The sequence below is a fragment of the Achromobacter xylosoxidans genome (assembly GCF_002192695.1).
Lineage (GTDB): Bacteria > Pseudomonadota > Gammaproteobacteria > Burkholderiales > Burkholderiaceae_B > Achromobacter > Achromobacter xylosoxidans_C.
In genome coordinates this window covers 15,622-37,520 of record NZ_MTLG01000073.1, presented here as the reverse complement: position 1 = coordinate 37,520, position 21,899 = coordinate 15,622, and the positions used below count along the sequence as shown (strand labels likewise).

Annotated in this window: 22 protein-coding genes and 1 pseudogene; 15 read left to right on the top strand and 8 right to left on the bottom strand. The window is 62.7% G+C overall.

The genetic code is table 11. The features are described from left to right. Positions 1 to 81 precede the first annotated feature (81 nt). Both BRO63_RS13435 and BRO63_RS13430 read left to right on the top strand, forming a co-directional pair. Positions 82 to 732: a TetR/AcrR family transcriptional regulator gene (locus tag BRO63_RS13435; RefSeq protein ID WP_088140278.1), complete on the top strand. Its 651-nt coding sequence runs from the start codon at positions 82 to 84 to the stop codon at positions 730 to 732. Next, complete coding sequence (locus tag BRO63_RS13430; RefSeq protein ID WP_088140277.1) at positions 729 to 3,302, top strand: PEP/pyruvate-binding domain-containing protein; 2,574 nt, start codon at positions 729 to 731, stop codon at positions 3,300 to 3,302. Before BRO63_RS13435 ends, BRO63_RS13430 begins: the two co-directional genes overlap by 4 nt. A 7-nt stretch (positions 3,303 to 3,309) precedes the next feature. On the opposite strand, the gene BRO63_RS13425 is transcribed toward BRO63_RS13430, so the two are convergent. Together BRO63_RS13425 and BRO63_RS13420 are read right to left on the bottom strand one after the other, a co-directional pair. After that, on the bottom strand, positions 3,310 to 4,782 hold the full coding sequence (locus tag BRO63_RS13425) for a sensor histidine kinase (protein ID WP_088140276.1): 1,473 nt from the start codon (positions 4,780 to 4,782) through the stop codon (positions 3,310 to 3,312). Beyond that, the gene (locus tag BRO63_RS13420) at positions 4,779 to 5,507 is read right to left on the bottom strand and encodes a response regulator transcription factor (RefSeq protein WP_088140275.1); all 729 of its coding nucleotides are present in this window, start codon (positions 5,505 to 5,507) and stop codon (positions 4,779 to 4,781) included. Before BRO63_RS13420 ends, BRO63_RS13425 begins: the two co-directional genes overlap by 4 nt. A 146-nt stretch (positions 5,508 to 5,653) precedes the next feature. On the opposite strand from BRO63_RS13420, the gene BRO63_RS13415 reads away from it, so the two are divergent. Genes BRO63_RS13415 through msrA form a run of 5 tightly spaced genes read left to right on the top strand, consistent with a single transcriptional unit; the run spans position 5,654 to position 8,734 of the window. Beyond that, positions 5,654 to 6,286, top strand: coding sequence for a cytochrome b/b6 domain-containing protein (locus tag BRO63_RS13415; protein ID WP_088140274.1), 633 nt, complete (start codon positions 5,654 to 5,656; stop codon positions 6,284 to 6,286). A 10-nt stretch (positions 6,287 to 6,296) separates the two neighbouring features. Beyond that, complete coding sequence (locus tag BRO63_RS13410) at positions 6,297 to 7,088, top strand: molybdopterin-binding protein (protein ID WP_088140273.1); 792 nt, start codon at positions 6,297 to 6,299, stop codon at positions 7,086 to 7,088. A gap of 41 nt (positions 7,089 to 7,129) precedes the next feature. Then, the gene (locus BRO63_RS13405; protein WP_088140272.1) at positions 7,130 to 7,474 is read left to right on the top strand and encodes a pentapeptide MXKDX repeat protein; all 345 of its coding nucleotides are present in this window, start codon (positions 7,130 to 7,132) and stop codon (positions 7,472 to 7,474) included. A gap of 35 nt (positions 7,475 to 7,509) precedes the next feature. Continuing rightward, a complete protein-coding gene (gene msrB / locus BRO63_RS13400; RefSeq protein WP_088140271.1) occupies positions 7,510 to 8,010 on the top strand; it encodes a peptide-methionine (R)-S-oxide reductase MsrB in 501 nt (166 codons plus the stop codon). 31 nt (positions 8,011 to 8,041) lie between these two features. Continuing rightward, entirely contained in the window at positions 8,042 to 8,734 is a 693-nt protein-coding gene (gene msrA, locus BRO63_RS13395; RefSeq protein ID WP_088140270.1) for a peptide-methionine (S)-S-oxide reductase MsrA, read from the top strand. Positions 8,735 to 8,807: 73 nt separating this feature from the next. On the opposite strand, the gene BRO63_RS34190 is transcribed toward msrA, so the two are convergent. Beyond that, positions 8,808 to 8,978 carry a hypothetical protein gene (locus BRO63_RS34190; RefSeq protein ID WP_179215091.1) on the bottom strand — a complete coding sequence of 57 codons (171 nt, stop codon included), beginning with the start codon at positions 8,976 to 8,978 and terminating at the stop codon, positions 8,808 to 8,810. Positions 8,979 to 9,251: 273 nt separating this feature from the next. Further along, positions 9,252 to 9,407, bottom strand: a pseudogene (locus BRO63_RS34470) (nitrilase-related carbon-nitrogen hydrolase); the annotation flags it as partial. Positions 9,408 to 9,659: 252 nt separating this feature from the next. Here BRO63_RS34470 and BRO63_RS13385 point away from each other — a divergent pair. Further along, positions 9,660 to 10,160 carry a hypothetical protein gene (locus BRO63_RS13385; RefSeq protein ID WP_088140268.1) on the top strand — a complete coding sequence of 167 codons (501 nt, stop codon included), beginning with the start codon at positions 9,660 to 9,662 and terminating at the stop codon, positions 10,158 to 10,160. 27 nt (positions 10,161 to 10,187) lie between these two features. Here the strand turns inward: BRO63_RS13385 and BRO63_RS13380 are convergent, their stop codons facing one another. Next, positions 10,188 to 11,084: a helix-turn-helix domain-containing protein gene (locus BRO63_RS13380; RefSeq protein ID WP_256943298.1), complete on the bottom strand. Its 897-nt coding sequence runs from the start codon at positions 11,082 to 11,084 to the stop codon at positions 10,188 to 10,190. 332 nt (positions 11,085 to 11,416) lie between these two features. Between BRO63_RS13380 and BRO63_RS13375 the strand changes: the two genes are divergently transcribed. Next, on the top strand, positions 11,417 to 13,588 hold the full coding sequence (locus tag BRO63_RS13375; protein WP_373557775.1) for a TonB-dependent siderophore receptor: 2,172 nt from the start codon (positions 11,417 to 11,419) through the stop codon (positions 13,586 to 13,588). Between the two features lie 52 nt (positions 13,589 to 13,640). Here the strand turns inward: BRO63_RS13375 and BRO63_RS13370 are convergent, their stop codons facing one another. Then, complete coding sequence (locus BRO63_RS13370) at positions 13,641 to 14,192, bottom strand: Dps family protein (protein ID WP_013393536.1); 552 nt, start codon at positions 14,190 to 14,192, stop codon at positions 13,641 to 13,643. 187 nt (positions 14,193 to 14,379) lie between these two features. Between BRO63_RS13370 and BRO63_RS13365 the strand changes: the two genes are divergently transcribed. Continuing rightward, positions 14,380 to 15,555, top strand: coding sequence for an MFS transporter (locus BRO63_RS13365; RefSeq protein ID WP_088140267.1), 1,176 nt, complete (start codon positions 14,380 to 14,382; stop codon positions 15,553 to 15,555). A 72-nt stretch (positions 15,556 to 15,627) separates the two neighbouring features. On the opposite strand, the gene BRO63_RS13360 is transcribed toward BRO63_RS13365, so the two are convergent. Beyond that, positions 15,628 to 16,866: a cystathionine gamma-synthase family protein gene (locus BRO63_RS13360; protein ID WP_088140266.1), complete on the bottom strand. Its 1,239-nt coding sequence runs from the start codon at positions 16,864 to 16,866 to the stop codon at positions 15,628 to 15,630. Positions 16,867 to 17,055: 189 nt separating this feature from the next. Between BRO63_RS13360 and BRO63_RS13355 the strand changes: the two genes are divergently transcribed. From BRO63_RS13355 to BRO63_RS13335, 5 genes are read left to right on the top strand one after another with little or no spacing between them, the layout of a single operon-like run. Next, on the top strand, positions 17,056 to 17,643 hold the full coding sequence (locus BRO63_RS13355; protein ID WP_143219472.1) for a hypothetical protein: 588 nt from the start codon (positions 17,056 to 17,058) through the stop codon (positions 17,641 to 17,643). 11 nt (positions 17,644 to 17,654) lie between these two features. Further along, on the top strand, positions 17,655 to 18,386 hold the full coding sequence (locus BRO63_RS13350) for a 2OG-Fe dioxygenase family protein (RefSeq protein ID WP_088140264.1): 732 nt from the start codon (positions 17,655 to 17,657) through the stop codon (positions 18,384 to 18,386). Next, the gene (locus BRO63_RS13345) at positions 18,383 to 19,327 is read left to right on the top strand and encodes a diiron oxygenase (protein ID WP_088140263.1); all 945 of its coding nucleotides are present in this window, start codon (positions 18,383 to 18,385) and stop codon (positions 19,325 to 19,327) included. Before BRO63_RS13350 ends, BRO63_RS13345 begins: the two co-directional genes overlap by 4 nt. A 5-nt stretch (positions 19,328 to 19,332) precedes the next feature. After that, positions 19,333 to 20,259 (top strand): DMT family transporter, encoded by a 927-nt coding sequence (locus BRO63_RS13340; RefSeq protein WP_306425676.1) that lies wholly within the window; start codon positions 19,333 to 19,335, stop codon positions 20,257 to 20,259. Continuing rightward, a complete protein-coding gene (locus BRO63_RS13335; protein ID WP_088140261.1) occupies positions 20,256 to 20,627 on the top strand; it encodes a 4a-hydroxytetrahydrobiopterin dehydratase in 372 nt (123 codons plus the stop codon). The genes BRO63_RS13340 and BRO63_RS13335 overlap by 4 nt, the downstream gene beginning before the upstream one ends. Here BRO63_RS13335 and BRO63_RS13330 read toward each other — a convergent pair. Further along, complete coding sequence (locus BRO63_RS13330; protein WP_088140260.1) at positions 20,611 to 21,531, bottom strand: LysR family transcriptional regulator; 921 nt, start codon at positions 21,529 to 21,531, stop codon at positions 20,611 to 20,613. The two genes, BRO63_RS13335 and BRO63_RS13330, sit on opposite strands and share 17 nt — an antisense overlap. Positions 21,532 to 21,899 lie beyond the last annotated feature (368 nt).

The window sequence follows — 21,899 nt, the reverse complement described above, 5'->3', positions numbered from 1 at the left end:
CCCAGCCGACCCAGGCGCGGGGGCTTCCTAAAATAATTGAACGACGTATAATATTATTCGTCGTTCAATTATTTTTGCATCATGAATTCCTCTGCCCTGCCTTCATCCGAATCCGCCACGCCCGAAACCGGACGCCGCGAACGCAAGCGCCTGCAAACCCTGGACCACCTGGCGCAGACCGCCTGGCGCCTGTTCGAAACCCTGGGCTATGACGTGGTCACCATGGAACAGATCGCCGCGCAGGCGGACGTCTCCAAGGGCACGCTGTACAACCATTTCCCCGTCAAGGAAGCCCTGCTGGCGCACCGCTTCCATGGCGAACTGGCGGCCAGCGTCCAGGACCTCCAACCCGCGCTGCGCGCCCTGCCCACCCTAGCACAGCGTCTGACGCGGATACTGCATGCGTCGGCCCATTGGTCCGAATCGCATCGGACCTATCTGGAGCCGTACCTGCGCTACCGGCTGTCCACGCTGCAGCCCGGCGTGCGCGACGACGACCGCTATCCGCGCAGCGGCATGCAGGCCCTATACACCGCGCTGATCGAAGAGGCGCAGGCCGCGGGCCAGGCTAGGACCGACCTTGCCGCCGGGCAACTGGCCCATCAGCTGCAATTCCTGTACCTGGGCGCGATGCTGCGCTGGCTGGACCAGCCCCGCAGCAGCCTGAAGGCAGAGTTCGATGCCGCCATCAGCCTCTTCGTGCGCGGCGTGCAGCCCGAGGCCGCGGCATGACTGCCGCCGCCCTGGACTGGGCCGCCGCCGAACTGGCCGGCCCGCAAGCCGCCGGCGGCAAGGGTTGGCAGCTGGGCCGCATGGCGCAACTGGGCGTGCCCGTGCCCGAGGGCTTCGTGCTGTCGGCCGCGCTTAGCCTCGACCGCGAACCGGGCCAGGCGCTGCCGCCCGCCGTCGCCCAGGCGCTGCGCGATGAACTGGCCGCACGCGGCTGGCTCGAGCGGCCGCTGGCCTTGCGCTCGTCCGCGCCGCAAGAAGATTCCGCGAACGCCTCGTTCGCGGGCATCCATCTTTCCTGCCTGAACGTGCGCGGCGCGGATGCGGCGATCGACGCGGTCCGGCAGGTCTGGGATTCGCAATGGACGCCGCAGGCGCGCGCCTACCGGCACAAGCTGGGGCTGGACCCTGCCGGCATGGCCGTGGTCGTCATGCCGCTGATCGACGCGGTCGCCTCGGGCATCGCCTTCACCATCGACCCCGTGTCGGGGCGGCATGACGAGATGGTCATCCACGCCAACTGGGGCCTGGGCGAGTCGCTGGTCGACGGCGCGGCGCAAGGCGACGAATACCGCCTGCGCGAAGACTATCTGCGTCAGGCTTGGCCGCTGGCCGGCCGTCGCATCGGCGCCAAACGCCACGCCAGCCAGGCCGCGGAAGGCGCGGGCACCTTGCTTGCCGCCACGCCTGCCGCGTGCGCGGGCCAGGCCGTGCTGAGCGACGCGCAGGCCGAAGCCCTGGGCGACATCGTGCGCGACGCGGCGCGCGCGCTGGACTATGCCGGCGGCGGCTACGACATCGAATGGGTCTGGGATGGGCGGCAGTTCTGGATCGTGCAGGCCCGCCCCGTCACCGCGGCGGCGCGCCACACCTATCCGGCGCTGCGCGCGCAGCCTGCCTACTGGTCGCGCGGCAACACCCGCGAGGTCCTGCCGCTGGCCATGTCGGCGCTGGAATGGGACACGGGGCGCGTCATGGCGCAACGCATGCTGATCACGGGCTTTGAATTGAGCGGGTATACCCCTCTGCCGGGCTTGCGGCTCGCGGCGCTGTTCCAGGGCCGGGTGTATCTGGACGCCTCCCTTATCCAATGGGTGGGCCATGATGCGCTGGGCGTGCCGCCTAAAGCCATGAACGCCCTCCTGGGCGGCCCCCAGCCCGAGATCGAGGTAGCGCCTCTGACGCTGGGCCAACGCCTGCGCCATGGCGCGCGCATCCTGCGCTACCTGCGCCGCGCGGCCCCCTTGCGCAAGCAGGCGGAACGGGACCTGCCGCGCCTGTTCGCCCGCGCCCAGGCCTGGCTGGACGAACCCGCGCCCGCGTCCAACGCCGCGTTGGGCGCCCGCCTGTGGGACCAGTTCCTCACCGTGCTCGCGGCGGATCAGTTGTTCTTCCTGCAAGGATCGGGCGGCGGCGCGCTGCACAAGCTGCTGGAACTGGTGGAGAAAGCCTGCCCAGGCGAAGGCCATGCGCTCACGGCCGCGTTGATGGCTGGCGGCGAACCCAGCGTGACCGCGGCGCAAAGCTACTCCCTCATGGCGCTGGCCAAGCTGGCTGCTGGCGACGCACGGGTGATGGACTGGCTGCGCGATCCTCAGCGCGACAGCACCGGCTGGCAGAGCGCCTTGCCGGATGGGGCCCCCTTCAAGCCGGCCTTCGCGGACTTCCTGCGCCAGTATGGCCACCGCGCCGTTTATGAAACCTATCTGCGCAACCCGCGCTGGCGCGAGGATCCCGCCTATCTGCTGGACAGCGTACTGCAACTGACCGACGCCGACCCTGCAGCGCTGCGCGCCCGGCAGGACAGCGCGGCAAGCCAGGCCCGGCAGCGCCTGCGCGCGGCATTGCCTTTCTGGCAGCGGCCGCTGATCGCCCGGCTGCTGGCCGCGGCCCGCATCGAAGGCAGGCAGCGCGAGGCCGCACGCAGCGTCCTCGTCGCCTACCTTGCGGTCGCTCGCAGGAACGCGTTGGCGCTGGGCCGTCGCTACCTCCGTCCCGACGCCCTGGCCGCCGCGGACGACATCTTCCATCTGACCGCCGCCGAACTCGTTGCCTTGGCCGAAGGCACGCTGGCGCCCGCCGCGGCGGGCCGCCGCGCCACCCTGCGCCGGGCTCAGCTGGCGTCCTGGGCGGCTACGCCGGATCAGGACGTCATCGCCGAATACGCCGAGGGCGCTGCCACAACGCTATCGCCCCTCGCGTCTGACGATGCTGGCGCCACCGGTTCCTGGCGCGGCACGCCCGCAGCCGGCGGCCGCGCGCAGGCCAGCGCCTTCGTGGCCCGCACGCCATCCGAGGGCCTGGCCATGCCCGCAGGCGGCATCCTGGTGGCGGCGTCCACCGACCCGGCCTGGACGCCGCTGTTCCTGCGGGCGGGCGCTCTGGTCATGGAGGCAGGCGGCTACCTGTCGCATGGCGCCATCGTGGCGCGCGAGTTCGGCATACCGGCAATCGTCAATGTGCAGGGCATCATGCGGCACGTCGCCACTGGCGACATGCTGGACGTGGACGCGTCGCGCGGCACGGTGCGGCGGCTGGCATCCGCTTCCAGCCTGGGCGCATCCGGCCCGTAGAAGGCCGCTAGCGCGCCGCGGCCAGGTCGAACTGAAACACCGCGCCCGCACCGGCGCGGTCCACCAGCCGGATCTCGCTGTGGTGCAGCTGCAGGATGCGCTGCACGATCACCAGCCCCAGCCCGCCGCCGTCGCCCGGACCGCGATTCAAGGCGCTGGCCCGCGTGAAAAGGCCGGCGCGCAGCGCCTGCGGTATGCCCTCGCCGGTGTCGCTGACCTGCACCTGCACCAGGTTGTGCGCGCTGCCCAGCCGCAGTTCGATGAGGCCGCCGGGCGGGCTGTGGCGGATGGCGTTGTCCAGCAGATTGGTCAGCACGCGTTCGATCAGGCCCAGATCCGCACGCACCGGCGGCAGCTCGCGCGGGATGTCCGTGGTCAGCCGCTGCTGGCGGGCCTCGGCCGCCAGTTCGAACTTCTGCATCACGTCCTGCACCAGCTCCGGCAGCGAAAAGGTTTCCGGTTCCAGCCGCACCAGCCCGGATTCCAGGCGCGCCAGCTCGAAGAGTTCCTGCGCCAGGCGGCCGACCTTGCGGCTTTGCGCCAGCGCAATGTCCAGGTAGCGGCGACGCTCGTCCGGGTCCAGCGTCTGGTCCTTCAGCCTCAGGGTTTCCAGATAGCCGTGCAGCGAGGTCAGCGGCGTGCGCAGATCGTGCGAGATGTTGGCGACCAGGTCGCGCCGCTGCTGATCCTGCCGCGTAAGTTCGCGCCACTGGTCGGATATGCGCTTGCCCATCTGCACGAAGCTGCGCCGCAGCACCGCGATCTCGTCGCCATTGCGCTCCGAGGCGTCGCCCGGCCGCTCCAGCGCGGCCAGGGCCTGCCCGTCATCGCCGTCGAAGGCGCGCACGGCGCGCGTCAGGCCGCGCAGCGGGCGCGTGATCAGCGCGAATGCCGCCAGCCCGGCCACCAGGCCCAGCAGCGCGACCAGCGCTATCGACCACAGGGTCGTGCGCAGCACGGAACTGCGCGACACCGCCATCGCCAGCGCATCGTGCGCCTGGCCTTGCAGCACCACGTAGACATAGCCCTTGTCCTGCCCGCCCACGCGCACCGGCGCGGCGCTGAAGACCTTCTGCGCGTCCGGGCTGCGCGGGTCGTCGCCCGTGATGGGCAGCATGCCGCCCGCCAGCAGGCGCTTGACGGGCTCCAGGTCGACGCGGTCGCGCTTGATCTGGCCGGCGGGCGCGGCATCGCCCACGATGCGGCCGTCGTTGGACAGCAGGTAGACCTCGACCGCCGGGTTCACGGCCATCAGCATGTCGAACAGCGAGCGCACCGCGGCGGGCTTCCAGCCGTTGGTGTCCATCAATTCGTTGGCGCCGGCGATATGCTGCGCCAGCCCGCTGGACAGGCGCTGGACCACCTCCTGCTCGTAGCGGGAATTGGCGGCGATCTGCAGCCAAGCCGAGGCGCCGCAGCTGGCGAGCAACAGCAACGCGAACACGGCGGACAGCCGTTGGGTGAGCGTGAACCGCTTCATGATGCGCCTCCCACGCCGGCCGGCCCTGCGGCGAATTTATAGCCCTTGCCCCAGACCGTCAGAATGCGGCGCGGATCCGACGGGTCCGCCTCGATCTTGGTGCGCAGCCGGTTGATGTGGGTATTGACCGTGTGCTCATAGCCTTCATGCTGGTAGCCCCACACCTGGTTCAGCAGATCCATGCGCGAAAAAACCTTGTCTGGGTGCCGCGCGAAGAAATGCAGCAGGTCGAACTCGCGCGGGGTGAGGTCCAGCCGGCGGCCGTCGACCTCGGCCGTGCGCGCCACCGGATCGATGGCCACGCCGTGCAGGGCCAAGCTGCCGGCGTCGATGCGCGCGTTGCGCTCCAGGGCGTCGCTGCGGCGCAGGAGCGCCCGCACCCGCGCCACCAGCTCCAGCATGGAGAACGGCTTGGCCAGGTAGTCGTCGGCGCCCAGCTCCAGCCCCAGGATGCGATGCACTTCGCTGGAGCGCGCGCTGGTGATGATGATGGGCGTGTAGCGCGCCATGGCGCGGGCGCGCTTGCAGATTTCAAGGCCGTCGATGCCAGGCAGCATCAGGTCCAGCACCAGGGCGTCCCAGCTGCCTTCCTCCAGCCTGCGCATGCCTTCGTTGCCGTCGGCGGCATGCTCGACCGCATAGCCTTCGTCCCGCAAATGCAGGCGCAGCAGTTCGGCGATGTGGGCGTCGTCTTCGACGATGAGTACGCGTCGGGGCGTGTCCATGGGCGGGAAACTCTAAAGGGGTTATGCGCCTATTGTCGCCAATCCGCGCCGCCGAGTTATCACAATTAATTTAAGTTTGCGTGAGGACTTCGGTATCGGCCCCGGGGAAGAATGGCTCCAACGACAACAAGCCCCCGGAGCCCGCCATGCTGGCCACCCCCGCAAGCCACGACGCGCCGCCCGTCCCGCCGGCCAATGCCCCCGTCCATCCCGGCTGGCTGCGCGCCATGCACTGGCTCAACGCCCTGGCCGTGGTGGTCATGGTGATGAGCGGCTGGCGCATCTACAACGCCTCGCCCTTGTTCGACTTCGTGTTTCCCCGGGAAATCACGCTGGGCGGTTGGCTGGGCGGCGCCCTGCAATGGCATTTCGCCGGCATGTGGCTGCTGTTCTTCAATGGCGTCCTCTATCTGGCGATGAATCTGGCCACGGGCCGCCTCTGGCGCAAGTTCTTCCCCTTGAGCGCCCGCGGCGTGGCCGCCGACCTGGGCGCGGCGCTGCGCGGCAAGCTCGCCCATGCCGACCCGCGCCGCTACAACCAGGTGCAGCGCCTGGCCTACCTGTTCGTGATGCTCGACATCGCGGTGCTGGTGCTGTCCGGACTGGTGCTGTGGAAATCGGTGCAATTCGAGCTGCTGCGCGAACTGATGGGCGGCTACGAGGCCGCTCGCCGCGTGCACTTCATTGCCATGGCCTTGCTGACGGCGTTCGTGGTGGTCCACCTGCTGATGGTGGCGCTGGTGCCCCGCAGCCTGATCGCCATGATCCGCGGCAAATAAGGAGCCCTCCGTGAACAAGCACAAGCGCCCCTCCCTGCCCGGCCTGGACGCGTCCGCCATCCTCAAGGAAGCCGGCAGGATCCTGGAAAAACGGGTCGAACAGCCCTCGCGCCGCGCGTTCCTGCGCAGCAGCCTGACCCTGGGCGGGCTGGCCATGCTGTCGGGCTGCTCGCTGTCCGACGATGAAAGCGTGGAAAAGGCTCTGACCACCGTCTCGCGCTTCAACGACCGGGTGCAGGGCTGGATCTTCGATCCGAACAAGCTGGCGCCCACCTATCCCGAATCCATGATCACGCGGCCCTTCCCCTTCAACGCCTATTACGGCATCGATGAGGTGCGGCACGTGGACGAGGAATCGTTCCGCCTGGAAGTCAGCGGCCTGGTCGCCGACAAGCGCCGCTGGCGGCTGGAGGAACTGCGCGCCATGGCGCAGATCGACCAGGTGACGCGGCACATCTGCGTGGAAGGCTGGAGCGCCATCGGCAAATGGGGCGGCGTGCCGTTTTCCGCCTTCCTCAAGCGCGTGGGCGCGGACCTCGACGCCAAGTACGTGGGCTTCAAGTGCGCCGACGACTACTACACCAGCATCGACATGCCCACGGCGCTGCACCCCCAGACCATCCTGGCGCTGACCTATGACGGCCAGACGCTGCCTCCAGAGTACGGCTTCCCCATGAAGCTGCGCATGCCCACCAAGCTTGGCTACAAGAACCCCAAGCACATACAGGCAATTTTCGTGACCAACACCTACCCGGGCGGTTACTGGGAGGACCAGGGCTACAACTGGTTCGGCGGCAGCTAGGTGGAATCTATACCCAACCCCACTCCATAAAGGAACGCATCATGAAGAAAATCGCTACCACCGCCGCACTGTCGCTGTGCATGGCCTTCGGCGCCGCGGCAGTCCACGCCGCCGACAACATGAGCAAGGACGCGATGGGCGGCGGCTCGATGTCCAAGGATGGAATGGCCAAGGATGGAATGGCCAAGGATGGAATGGCCAAGAGCGGGATGTCCAAGGACGGCATGTCGAAGGAAGGCATGTCCAAGGATTCGATGTCCAAGAACAGCATGTCGAAGGACTCGATGTCCAAGGATGGCATGTCGAAGGACGGCATGTCCAAGGATTCGATGTCCAAGGACGGCATGTCGAAAGGCGGCATGTCCAAGGATGGCATGAAGCAATAGCGCCCACCCGGCCCGCCCCTGATCCGGAGCATGTCATGAAACTAGACCGCAGGCATTTCCTGGGCCTGGGCAGCGCGGCGGCCATCGCCGCCGGCCTGGCCCCGGTCCTGGCGGCGCGCGGCGGCCCGGCCGCCGCCGCCCAGGCCTTCCCCTACACGCTGAGCGACGCGCAATGGCGCGAACGGCTCACGCGCGAACAATACGAAGTGCTGCGCCGCGAAGGCACCGAGCGCCCCTACTCCAGCCCGCTGGACAAGGAGTATCGCAAAGGCGCCTACGCCTGCGCCGGCTGCGCCCACCCGCTGTTCTCGTCGTCCACCAAGTTCGACAGCGGCACCGGCTGGCCCAGCTTCTGGCAGCCGCTGGACGGCGCCGTCGGCGAGACCAAGGACCGCAGCTTCGGCATGACGCGCGTCGCCGTGCATTGCGCCAATTGCGGCGGCCATCTGGGCCATGTGTTCGACGACGGCCCGCGCCCGACAGGTCTACGCTATTGCATGAATGGCCTGGCCCTGGCGTTCACCCCGCAGGCCTGAATCCCGGCCGCCCCACCCATCAGGAGACACCATGTCCGCCACCCACCTGCCCCGCAAACTCTGCGCCGCCTTGGCCGCCGCCTGCGGCCTGCTGGGCGCCGCCTCGGCCAGCGCCGCGGAAACCGCCTTCATCATTCCGTCCCCGGCCATGGACCAGCCCGCCGCCGCCGCGCCGCAAAAAGCCGTCATCGCCGGCGGCTGCTTCTGGGGCGTACAAGCCGTGTTCCAGCACGTCAAGGGGGTAAGTTCCGCCGTCTCGGGCTACGCCGGCGGCCAGGCGTCCACCGCCAATTACGACGCCGTCAGCGGCGGGCGCAGCGGCCACGCCGAAGCGGTCGAGATCACCTACGACCCCGCCCAGGTCAGCTACGGCCAGCTGCTGCAGATCTATTTCTCGGTGGCCCACGATCCCACCCAGCTCAACCGCCAGGGTCCGGACAGCGGCACCCAATACCGTTCAACGGTCTTTCCGGCGGACGACGGCCAGCGCAAGGTCGCCGAAGCGTACATCGCGCAGCTCAACCAGGCCGGCGTCTATCCCAAGGCGCTTGCCACGACGATAGAACCGCTGAAAGCCTTCTATCCTGCCGAGGACTACCACCAGGACTATCTCGTGCGCCATCCGTACAGCATGTACATCATGGTGAACGACGTGCCCAAGGTCGAAAACCTGGCCAAGACGTTTCCGCAGCAGTATCGGGACAAGCCTGTGCTGGTGAACTGAAGACGATAAATGGAGCCGGCCGCGCTGAATAAAGTCGGCCGCGCTCTAAACCTCGCGTAGCAACGAAGTCTCCTTACGGAGCCTTCGTCTCCTTCTTTTCCTCTTTTTCCTTTTTTTCTCCATCGTAATGGGACTTGATGGCGAGAAACATGCCCGTTCCCAACACCAGGAGCTTGAACGTACCGAAGACTACAGGGACCCAAAAATTCATCATTTCCTCAAAACGCTGCTTCAGCAGCTTCATTTACGACTCGCGGGCCAGGCAAAGACAAACGAACTCAGCGCCGCCGAGCGCTATCAGCAGGACCGCATATAGGAACCGGAGATTTTTCCCCATGCCTTCCTCTGACGGTTGCTTAAAAATAGCAACGCAAAAAGAGGTTGGAAATGGTCAGAGCGAGCGCGATATGCCCTGCAAACAATCGGAGTTTACCGTCGAACTTCATGCAACTTGCTGCACCGGAAACTGCTACGTGCCTGCGACCGTATCAGTTCAGCCACGGCGGCTCATGCCTGTCCCGTACATCGCCATGGGCAGTAGCGGCATGTAGTCTTCCCAGCAGATCACGGTACCCAGTTTTCCGCGGGGTGTATCGAATACGGGCATGGTGGAGCCGTCGCCATAGCCCCAGATCAACCGTTCCACGACGGTCGGCATCAATTTGCGTTGCTTAGGTTCCGGTGCATTGCGTGAATGATGAAAACGGAAAAGCAATGCTGCATCCTGCGCCATCGGCTGCGGCGCGACGCTGGGCGGTATCATGCTGGCCAAGACCGGCGTTGCCGGCACCCTATTGTCAGCAGGCGCAATTGCAGCCATCGCGATGGAGCTCGCGCTGCGGCAACGGTTTCCGGCGGCAGCCGGGAGCTGCAACGCGCCCCAATCGCGGCTCTGCCGGCAAACGAGTCCAGGAGAAGTACAGCAGTGAACGATACCCGCATACCGGAAACGGAAGCCCCCGAAGACCGCAAAGAACAGCTGCCCACGCTGTGGCGCGACGACGGCTGGACCGCCCGGATCATCAAGAACGAGGAAGACGACGGCTGGGCCGTGGAAATGACCATGGACGGCGAGGCCGAGCCTGCCCTGGTCGGCCCATGGACCATGGGCCGCGACAAGAAAAACCCCAAGCCGCTCGACTCCCCGGCCTTCATCACCCTGGTCAAGACCGCCCGGGAAGTCCTGCGCCGCCACGAGCAGCAATTGCACGCGACCCTGCACAAGAGCGTAAAGATCGACGCCGCCGCCGGCCGTCTGACCGTCAAGCTGGATATCGTTCCCGACGAAGACGAGCCCTATGCCGTGCTGAGCGCCTACGACGAATCCGGCGAACAACTGGCCCAGACCCAGGTCGCGCCGACGTACAAGCTCAGCGTGCAACGCGCCTCGGAATGGGCCAGCGGCGGCTTCGGCAAACACGGCTGACCTGAAACGCGAGCCCCCCGCCGCGTCTTAGCGCCGAGCACGGACTTGCCCCGGCGGCACGCCGAAGCGGCGCCGGAATGCGGTGGCGAAGTTGGCCGCACTGCCGTAGCCGGCGATGCCAGCTGCCTGCGCGACGCTGATGCCGTCGCGCTCCAGCGCCAGCCGCGCGCGCGACAGCCTGCCGTCGCGCAGGTATTGAGCCACCGTAGTGCCCCACATGGCGCGGAAGTGGCGTTGCAGCGTGTTGATGCTCATGCAGGCGCGGGCGGCGATCTCCGCCAGCGATAGCGCGTCGGCGCCGCCCTGGTCTATCCATTCCCGTAACGCGGCCATGCGGCGGCGGTCGCGCGTACTGAGCGGTGCGGCCTCTTCGGCCGCCACGCCATGCACGTGCGTCAGCGCCTCCACCACGATGTCCAACGCACGCGACTTCTGATACAGACGCCACAGGGGCGGCGGTAGCGCGGGCGGACGCAGCATCTGCTGCGCGGCAACAACCGCCTGATTCGATGCCTGCCACGTCTGCAGGGCCAGATGGCGCTGCGCGAAGGCTCGCAGCGCCTGTCCCTCTTCGCCAGGGAGATGCCGGTCCAGCCACTGCGGCTGCAAAGTCAGCATCACCGTGCGCTCGATATGGCCGCGGCAGGATTCGCGCAGGAAGGCGTGCTGCTCCAACACGGACAGCATCATCCCCTGCACGACGCCGTCGGCGCCAGGCCCCAGGCTGAGCCGGTGCTCCCCAAACGTCACGTTCACGCGGCCGCCAACGACCAGGGCCAGGTGCAGGCCAGGCCGCACCGTGGCCCGCATGCTCGCGCCCTGCAGATCGCGCGCGTCCAGCCGCCACAGCGCCATGCCCGGAGCCAACTCAGCCAGATCCGACCAGCCTTCCATGACGGCGCGCGCGCGCGAGGGAGCCGCCAATCCGTAATGGGGGATCCTGTGTAGCGATGGCGCCACGGCTCCGGGGCTGTTCGCGCCGCCGCCCTCGGCCGATTCCAAACGATTGGCGATGCCGCAAAGCTTCGTGGTGCCGGCGCAAAACCCGGCGTGCAGTCCCACTGACATAATTCTGAACGCACTTAAATAGAAATCGTTCTCAATTAAATCATGCACATCCGGATTTGGGTCGCGGATCGGCGTCGGGCGTTGTGAAAACCCCACCCTGCCCGCACGGTCCGCATGCTGCGCCCCCCGTGGAGTAGAACTTCGTGCCGTCCCTGTCCTACCAACGCCTGAACTACGCTGCGGCGGCGCTGTTCTGCGCGCTTCATACCGCCGGCGCCGCCGCGCAGACCTCCTCGACGCAGGATGATTCCCACATCCAGCAGTTCCCCACCGTGCAAGTGCTCGGCACCGCCGAAGAGGAAGTCAAGGAAGCGCTGGGCGTGTCGGTGATCACCGCCGAGGAAATCGCCCGCCGGCCTCCCACCAACGACCTCTCAGACATCATCCGGCGCGAACCCGGGGTCAACCTGACCGGCAACAGCGCCAGCGGCTCGCGCGGCAACAGCCGCCAGGTCGACATCCGCGGCATGGGACCGGAAAACACCTTGATCCTGATCGACGGCAAACCCGCCACCTCCCGCAACGCCATCCGCTATGGATGGAGCGGAGACCGTGACACGCGCGGCGACACCAATTGGGTGCCCGCCGAGGAAGTCGAGCGCATCGAAGTGCTGCGCGGCCCCGCCGCCGCGCGCTATGGCTCGGGTGCGATGGGCGGCGTGGTGAACATCATCACCAAACGTCCCACGGACAAACTCAGCGGTTCGCTGACCTACTATCTGAACCAGCCCGAGAACAGCGACGAAGGCAATACCAACAGGGTCGGCATCCGCTTGAGCGGTCCCATCAGCGACACCCTCAGCTTCCGCCTCTACGGCAACTACAACAAGACCAACCCCGACGCCCGCAACATCAACGCCGGCCGCTCGCTGCTCAACGGCGACGGCCTGGCGGAATCGGCCGGCCGCGAAGGCGTGATCAATCAGGATCTGAACACGGTTTTCTCCTGGCGTCCCGACAACCGTAACACGCTGGACCTGGAAGCCGCCTTCAGCCGTCAGGGCAACCTCTATGCCGGCGACACGATGCTGAACTCCACAAGCAAGTTCACCGACAGCCTGTACGGCAAGGAAACCAATGTGCTCTACCGCGAGAGCCTCAGCCTGACCCATCGCGGCACCTGGGATTGGGGCACGTCGCGCGCCTCCATGGGCTATGACTACACCCGCAACGCGCGCCAAAACGAAGGCTTGGCCGGCAGCGGCGAAGGCAGCCCAATGGACCTGGGCTGGTCCACCTCGCGCTTGAAGAACCTGCGCGCGGCGGGCGAGGTCAACGTCCCATTCAAGCTCGGTTTCGAGCAGGTCGCGACCGTCGGTGTGGAGTGGCTGCGCGAATCCCTGGACGATCCCGCCAGCCTGCGCCAGACCTACACGGGCGGGGTCATCGGCGGCGTGGCCCCCGGCAATCGCGACTCCAAGACCACCCAGAACAGCTACGCGCTGTTCGTCGAGGACAACATCGAGGCCGGAGAGCGCACCACCCTGACGCCGGGCATGCGCCTGGACCACAACGAGAAGTTCGGCAACAACTGGAGCCCCAGCCTGAACGCCGCCTACAAGGTCACCGAGGCCTTCAAGCTCAAGGGCGGCATCGCGCGTGCGTACAAGGCGCCGAATCTGTATCAGTCGAATCCGAACTACCTGATGTACAGCCGCGGCTTCGGCTGCCTGGCGTCGCAGGCCAACCAGAACGGCTGCTATCTGGTGGGCAACGAGAACCTGTCGCCCGAAACCAGCGTCAACAAGGAAATCGGCTTCGAATACGATCCTGGAAGCTGGCGCATGAGCGCGGCCTACTTCCGCAACGACTACAAGAACAAGATCGTGGCCGGCACCGATATCGCCTACCGTCTGGCCAATGGCGCGCGCGTGCTGCAATGGAGCAACTCGGGCAAGGCCGTGGTCGAGGGGCTGGAAGGCAATCTCTTCATTCCGCTTGCGCCCAGCCTCGACTGGAACACCAACTTCACCTACATGATCCAGAGCGAAAGCAAGGACAACGGCCAGCCGCTGAGCATCATCCCGAAGTACACGATCAATTCCACGCTGGACTGGTTCGCCACCGAAAAGCTGTCGTTCCAGGCTAACCTGACCTACTACGGCAAGCAGGAAGCCCCCACCCTGAACCCGCGCCGCGGCGAAACCATCACGGGCCAGGGACTGCAAAGCGTCAGCCCCTACGCCCTGATCGGATTGAGCACGGGCTACGAGGTCAACAAGAACCTGCGATTCCGTATCGGCGTCAGCAACCTGCTGGACAAGAAGCTCTACCGCGAAGGCAATGCGGGCGAAGCCGGCGCTGCCACCTACAACGAACCGGGCCGAGCCTACTACGCGACGGTCACGGCGTCATTCTGAGACGGACAAGCCGGCCGGGCAGAGGCCCATCGCGCCCGGCCGGCTTGCGGCCTCAATGGCCCGTCGAATCCCCTTCCCGGCTGGCTTCGAACAGGAACCAGGTGCGCCGTTCGGTCTCGTCGATCCAGTTCTCGATCAGGCTGGAGCTGGCGATGTCGCGATGCTCGTCGGTGATGTTGTGCGCTTCGCGCAGCGCCGCGGCCAGGACCTTGTTGTCCTCGCGCAGCTCGGCCAGCATGTCCAGCGGCTGCACATAGTCCGCGTCGTTGTCCGAGATGCGCTGCGAGCGCGCGATGTGGCCGATGGACCGTAGCGTCGTGCCGCCGATCTTGCGGATGCGCTCGGCGATCGGGTCCGTCATGGCGAACAGCTGGTCGCCCTGCTCGTCCAGCAGCAGATGGTAGTCGCGGAAATGGGGGCCGCTGACATGCCAATGGAAGTTCTTGGTCTTCAGATACAGCGCGAACACGTCGGCGAGTATCTGGTTCAGCGCCGCGGAAATATCCCTGGTGGCCGCCGACGCCAGGTCGGTCGGCGTTGCCAGCGGGCGCTTGCGCCGCTCTTTCAGGGCTTTGGTGGTCTTCTCATCCAGTTTCTTGGCCATGGGTCGCAACTCCTAGGAATGATGGTGAAAACACACGCGCGGCGCATGCAGGCGCCGCGACTACCTTAGCGTAAATCCGCCAACGAGTTTTTGCCAATGTCCTGGATCAATGCGCCGCCCCTCCTGAAATCCGGACCGGCTAGGAGTATGCTACGGCGCGTCAATTCAGCCGGATCCCCACATCGCTATGCGCGGCAACCCCGACCCCAGGCAAGGCTCCATCGCCCTGCACGGGTTTTACTTCCTGTATTACGGCCTGCAGGGAGTCAGCATTCCCTTTTTGCCCCTGTGGTTTGCCAGCCGCGGCCTGGATCCCGCCGTCATCGGCCTGATCGTCGCCACGTCGTTCCTGCCCAAGATCCTGTCCACGCCCGTGGTCGCCCACGTGGCCGACCAGACCGGCCGCGCGCACGCGCTGATCGCGGCCGCGCTGGCGGCGTCGCTGGCGCTGTTCGTCTGCTATCCGTTCAGCAGCACACCCGCCTGGCTGCTGGCCATTACCCTGCTGCTCAATGCCGTCTTCCCGGCAGTGCTGCCGCTGATGGACCGCATGGCCATCGCCAGCGGCCGGGGCCAGGGCAGTTCCTACACCGTCATGCGCGCCTGCGGCTCGCTGGGCTTTGCCGTGGTCACCGTGATCGGCGGCTACCTGATCAAGACTTTCGACGCGAACTGGGTGATGTGGCTGTCCATCCTGCTCATCATCGCCTGCCTGGCTTGCGTGCGCCTGCTGCCCCGGGCGGCGCGCCCCGCCCCCGGCGAGACGCCCGCGCCAAGCGGGCGCCTGCCCATGCTCGAAGTCCTGCGCGACCGCCCGCTGCTGATGTGCATCGCGGCAGCCTCGCTGGTCCAGGCCAGCAACGGCTTTCTCTATTCCTATTCCACGCTGTACTGGACCGCCAGCGGCCTGTCGACTTCGCTGATATCCATGCTGTGGGTGGTGGGCGTGGCCAGCGAGGTCCTGTTCTTCTTCCTGGCACCGCGCATCCTGGCGCGCACGGGCGCCCAGTGGCTGATCCTGGCGTCCGCCATCATGACCGCGATCCGCTGGGCCGGGCTCTCCGCCACCACCGATCCCGCGCTGATCGCGGCGCTGCAACTGCTGCAGTGCTTCACGCTGGCGGGCAATAACGCCGCCATCATGTGGTACATCACGCGCCACGTGCCTGCCGCGATCAAGACCTCGGCCATCGCGCTTTACGCGCTGCTGTCGGGCGGGGTTTTCATGTTCGCCAGCATCCAGCTGGGAGGCGCGTTGTATCGCAGTTATGCGCCGGGGGGATTCCTGGTGATGTCGCTGTGCGCGATCGGGGCGGTGCCCTTGGTGGTTTACGCTGAGAGGCTGCGTAGAAAGGCAGGCTAGGCTACGGGCCAAAACTCGTGCGCAGCAACGAGCCGTGCCTCGGAACTCCTGGTCCCAGGGCGGGAATTCAATTCATGACAAGCTCAACGCGTGCCCAAAATCCCGGACCAAATCAGAGGGGTCTTCCAGTCCGACTGAAACCCGGACCATTCCATCACCAATACCCATTTCTTTCCGCACCGTGGGGCCCGCCTCCCAGAAAATGGTAGGAGCAACAGGAATAATCAAGGTACGGCTGTCACCAAGTCCGGTAGCTTTGACCGGGATGCGCAACGCATTGAGCACACGTGGCAAGGCGGCGACATCCCTTAGGTCGAATGACAAGAGCCAGGAACCCGCGCCAAACAAGGTAGCTGCGCGCTCAAATTGGGGATGTTCCTCCAAGCCTGGGTAGTGAACGGCGCCGACGGCGGGATGTGTCCGCAAAAAACGGGCAAGCTCCAGAGCAGACGCGCTACTGCGCTGTACACGCAGTGCCAATGTCTCCATACCTATAGAGATCTTATGCGCCTGCTCCGGCGACAGGGACGCGCCCATATCGCGCAACGCTTTCTTGCGAATCTGCTGCAACCCCCACATCGTTGGGTCGCCCCGTCGATAGTTTTCAAAAATATTCGGATAGTTTTCCCAATCGAATTCACCGGTATCGGTCACGGCACCTCCGAGCGCAGCCCCATGACCAGCAAGCGTCTTGCTCAATGAATTCACTACTAAGCTAGCGCCGACCAAACGGGGAACAAACAGCGCTGGTGATGTAACGGTGTTGTCCACGACATATGGAATTCCGGCCCCTTTGCACAGCACTCCAATACCCGCCAGATCCGGGATCTGGGTCCCAGGGTTGGCGACTGTCTCAACGAACACCATCCGACTATTGGGGCGCAACGCCGAGGCCACCTCGGACGCCAAACATGCGTCGACCAACGCAACCTCAATACCCAGATTGCGCAGCGTGCAAAACAAGCTATTGGTATTACCGAATACATAGCGGCTTGCAACCAGTTGATCCCCAGCCCTCAGCAACGAGAGAAAGACTGCTGCAAGCGCACCCATGCCTGTAGCAAAGCAAACAGTGCCCCTTCCTTGCTCCATGAGAGTGAGCTTCTTTTCCAGCGCTGCCGTCGTAGGCGTACCTTGACGCGCATAGTTGAACGCGCCTTTGGCGGCGCCCTGAAATACGCTGATGAGATCTTCAACACGCTCAAACCCGTACTGCACAGACGGATAAATTGCCTGGTGGAGCCCCCCATGTTCGACACCACCAAGACGGTCTGCATGAATGATGCTAGTCATCAATTGCATTTTGTGCATTTCCACTCGATCAGTTTCCTTTCCACTTCCGGAATTTATACACGATAAGAAGCAGAAGCCAGACCATCTAAATTTCTCATACAACAAACATGACATATCTCTCATTGCGATGGCGGATAGGTTTATCTCCGCTCAAAATTACCTCGAACACAATTATCCGCACACCACCGCTTGAAAAGTGAGAAAGGCATGACACACGAGAAAGCGAAAAAAACCAAACCCACTGAATGGGCGAATTGGAATCCGGGTTTGAACAATGGAAATCTGACGCTAGGCGAGGTTTATTCAACGCTGCCCACCTATGAATTCGACTCCTACCCATGGATTGTGCTACTGCTCGAAAACCCCAAAAGCCCGGTGGCGTTGAAGGGAAACTGTACGCTGCTACGCCATGACTTGATTCACGTTCTTCTTGGGCGTGGCCTGTTCGTCCAAGACGAGTCGTTTGTGATCGGGTACACCATGGGAACGTCCAAGCGGATCGGCGGTTTCGAGAAAGAACTCTTCAAGTGGTGTGCCCATCGACTCTACCCTGCCAAGTACCGCTTCAAAAAAAGTGACCTCGGCATTTATGATCTTGGCTTTTCCGCAGGCCAATCAAACAAAGTTGAAATATTTGATGTTCCGTTGGAATGCATGCTTGATCGACGACTAGATGAATTACGTAAAGAACTGAATATCGACGTTTCCTTGCTGCAGCATCTATACACCGTCGAACAAATTATTACGCCCACGCATGCAAGCAAGCGCATTCCTTCCTACTACCAACTGGCTTAAGGCTGATCAACATGCCCGTCATAAAGAAAATCACATCCGAGGCCATCATTGGAAAGAGTGTTTGGGTAGGAAACTGCGACGATGAAGTGTTTTCCGGCAGCTGTGATTTCCAAGCTGTTGCCCTCGCTGCTGCGACCTGGAACGACTTAGAGACAGATTCCTACCTGAAGGACAACGGTCGCTATCGCAAGCGACGTTATGCGGAACTCGTCTATGACGCGACACTGGACGAACTGACCGATTTGAAGAGGACTTCGTTCTATCAGTCTACCGCCTACAACCAAGTCAATGGAGGAACGCGCACGTTTATGCTGATTGACGACGGCTTGCTACTATCGCCGTTACTGCAACGCATCCTCAAACACTTCAGCCGTCGATTTTCGACAGCGCTCGGCGCAAGGCGTCTCGAGTTATTTCTCCATCAGGTTCGCATCCTTGGCGAGCCCGGCATTACTGGCCTGCCAACCCCGGAAGGCATACACAAGGACGGTGTCGACTTCAGTTGCCAGATTTTATTCGGGCGAAAAAATCTCACCGGTGGCGAGAGCATCATCTATGACAATGAAAAACAAGCGCTGGTCGCCACGACAATGCTAGAACCGCTGGACTTCTATTGTTTCCGCGACCCCGATATCTACCATTCAGTAACCCCGGTCTCGTCGCTTGACGGCGTCTCGACAGGCACGCGAGATATTCTTGGCGTCGAATTCTGCGTTCAACGAGAACGCGAGGCACAGAAATGACGATGGCGTATTCCGCGGCCCACATCGACCTGGCTTGGTTCACCAAGGCAACCGTGCATCAGCCATGCACGGGAATATTTGATGAGGATACAGCGTTCGACTGGCGCTTTCCGGTAGAGATGAAGCCCTTGCTTGGCCATCCCGCCATGCTCGCTCAGCCACAGAGTACACAGCGATTCATTCATGTTCAGGCCTTTCACAAGTACCTGCACGATGTCTGCCTGACGGAAACCGATGTTGTGAATCGGGTCGCCGTGGATATCGCCTATGGCCGATCGATTCGTGTCTTTGAAGCAGAAACCGCAACCGAAGCGCTGGCAATCCTTGTGGACGAAGCATTTCATTCGTACATGGCGCGCCTATTCTCAAACAAGGTAAGCCTGGCAACCGGCATTGCTCCTATCCCCATGCCGGCGCGAAACGCTCTTATCAATGCCTACGAGGATATAGCGCATGACCTGGATGACTCCAGTGCGGCGTTGTCGAGGTTTTTATGCTGCTGTCTATCCGAGAGCACTTTCACCAAGGAGATTCTTGTCGCCAGCCGACTCGATGGGTACGACCCTGGATTCCGCCGACTCATGGAATACCATTTGGCGGACGAAGGTCGTCACTATGGGTACTTTCGTCGCGCGTTGGCTTGGGTTTGGCCTCGTCTTGACGAAAGTGAGCGCGAAATGGCCGCGACGTTGCTACCAGCCATAATTGCCACATACTTCGACGACTTTGACGACAGAACTCATGACCGTGCCGTACTGCTGGCCGCAGGCATAGATTCGTCGATGGCAGACAAGATGCTCAATGACATCGCACGCCAGCGGCCCGCACTTTCCGAAGCGCCGCGACTTCAAAACAGTCTCGAATTTCTTCGACTCACCAAAGTAAGCGAGCATGCATTGGTGCGTAAAGAACTTATAGCAAACGGGCTCATGACACCATGAGATTTATGGATCATGCCCGGCTGCTGCTCTTGGCGGGCTTATGGAGTTCGAGTTTCCTGTTCATGAGGATCACTGCACCGGTACTTGGAGGCACGCTGACTGCGGCGCTCCGCGTGCTCATCGGCGCAGCCAGTTTGGCCGTCCTTCTGCCTCTATTAGGGGTGCGTCTATCGTTCGGCAAGCATTTGCGCGCAACGCTGTTGCTCGGCATTGTTAACTCAGGAATTCCGGTGCTGATGTATGCACTGGCCGCGCGCGTCTTGCCAGCGGGTTATTCGGCGATCTTGAACGCAACAACTCCGCTCATGGGCACCATTATCGGCGCCGCGTTCTTTGCAGAGCGCGTCGATGCAAGCAAGATCTTCGGTGTCGTTGTTGGTCTTGTAGGCGTCGCTGTCTTGATGACCGAGGGTCCGATTGTAGTGACGCCTAGCGTCGCGTTGGGTATCGCGGCTTGTCTTGTCGCGACCGCTTGCTACGGCGTAAGTGACCTCTTGACCCGGCGTTGGATCACTGAGCGGGGTGGCTTGGATCCCAAGCTCGTGGCATTTGGCAGTCAAATGGGAGCAAATCTGCTGCTGCTGCCCTTCTTCTCCGCATCGCTTGTTAACTCACCAGCGCTGCTCATGACCACGCTCAACTCACCCCATGTGCTGCTAGCCTTGCTGGCACTCGGAGTCGGGTGCACTGCATGGGGATACATTCTCTTTTTCCGCCTTGTCGACAATGTTGGACCGATCCGGGTGCTCACCGTAACGTTCCTCATCCCGCCCTTTGGCGTGCTGTGGGGCGTATTCTTTTTGCACGAGAATCTGACCTGGTCATACCTGCCTGCAGGTGTACTAATTCTGAGTGCCCTGTTTTTGATACTTCGACCAACACGCAAATCGGCAACCATTGCCAACTCTGCACCACGCCCCCCTGCTCCATGATTGCATACTCCGCCAACAGCGCCGCCGTTCGCCTCATTGGGGCGCAGCTTGACACCGCATTGACTCGCTGTCCCGATTGGAGATATGTCGACGCCCGAGGCGGAGCGATCTCGCGTCGATATGAGTTTGTGGACTTCGCTTGGGCTTTTTCGTTCATGGCGCAGCTTGCCCTAATCGCGGAAAAGCGTGCTCACCATCCTGAATGGACAAACATCTACAACCGAATCGACATCACACTGACTACACACGACGCGGGTAGTTTGACTATTGCAGATATCAATTTCGCGATCGAGGCCGATATCATATTTAAGATCCATTCAGCCCAGAAATCCGAATTAAGCTGCCCCGCAGCTAAAAATCAAGAGTGATAATCCCACGTTGCCAAACCTCGGTTTTCATGACGAGTGACTTGTTTCGAATGTATCGAATAACAGTATCGACCACACTATCACGAGATCGGCGGGACGTTCGATACATCACCAATTTTCGCATCGCGCGAAACGGAAGGACAAGGATCTGCGTCCCCTGCACGTCCGGAAAGACCGTCAATCGTGGAAGCACGGCGTACCCTAGTCCGCGCCCGACCATGGCGGCGATACCGCTTTCGCTTACTTGCTCGCGAACACGTTGGCGGGGCATTCCGGATTCAAGGCACTGTTCAACGATCCATTCTGAACCGGGCTGTTGGATATGTATGAACGGAATCTCCACTAGCTCCTCCCAATGCACCGGAGAGTTCAATTTTCGTGAAGTTGGGGCGACAACTACGTATTGATCAGACACTAGCGACTTCATTCTGAACGCGGTCTCCTTTAACTCACGCGTAATTCCAATGTCCGCGCTCCCCTGTTCCAGCATCTCCATTACTGAGTCATAACTATGACAGCCGTCCAGCACTTCCAGATGCACACCGGGGCATTCGCGCTCCAAGGTCTCTATAGCGTACGGCAAGAGGTGTGTTGCCGCACTTCGTATGCAGGCAACGCGCACAGTTCCTTTGAGATCTAGATGGTCGTGCGACTCCTGCTCGATCTCTCGCGTCAAATGCAGAATCTCCCGGGCCCTCGCCAAGACACGATGACCAGCCTGTGTGGGGGTGCAGCCTGCGTGTGTCCTTTCAAGGAGCCGCACACCCAGACTCCGTTCGAGTTCGGCGATTGAATGGCTGATGCGAGATTGCGTACAGCCAAGCTCAGCACTGGCCGCGCTAAAGCTACCCATCTCGACCGCTGCCACAAGCAGCTCGATTTGACTTAGCTTGATTTTCTCCATTTATAGAAAACCTCTCTTTGAAATCTTTTATTCTCAGGAATTTTCGCCTTTCCGAACACTCATATTCTTTAAATTCGAAAACCCATCCGAAACACTCGACGATCCCTACCAACTTCCCGACTTTAGCCTAACGCTCGCACAAAACAGCACCAATATCATGCACAGTAAAAGTCTATTTTTTTCTATACCTTGTACGTTTTTCTTGTACCCAATAAAAAAGCGAATCCGACATAGAACAAATAACGAGTGATCGCAGTCCGACCGTCGATAACGGATATTTTCATTAGTTGCAAGTTGGAACAGATCACGGTGCCCGCCCACGAAAAAACCCTCCGTTTTACGGGAGGGTTCATCATCAATCCAAGCTC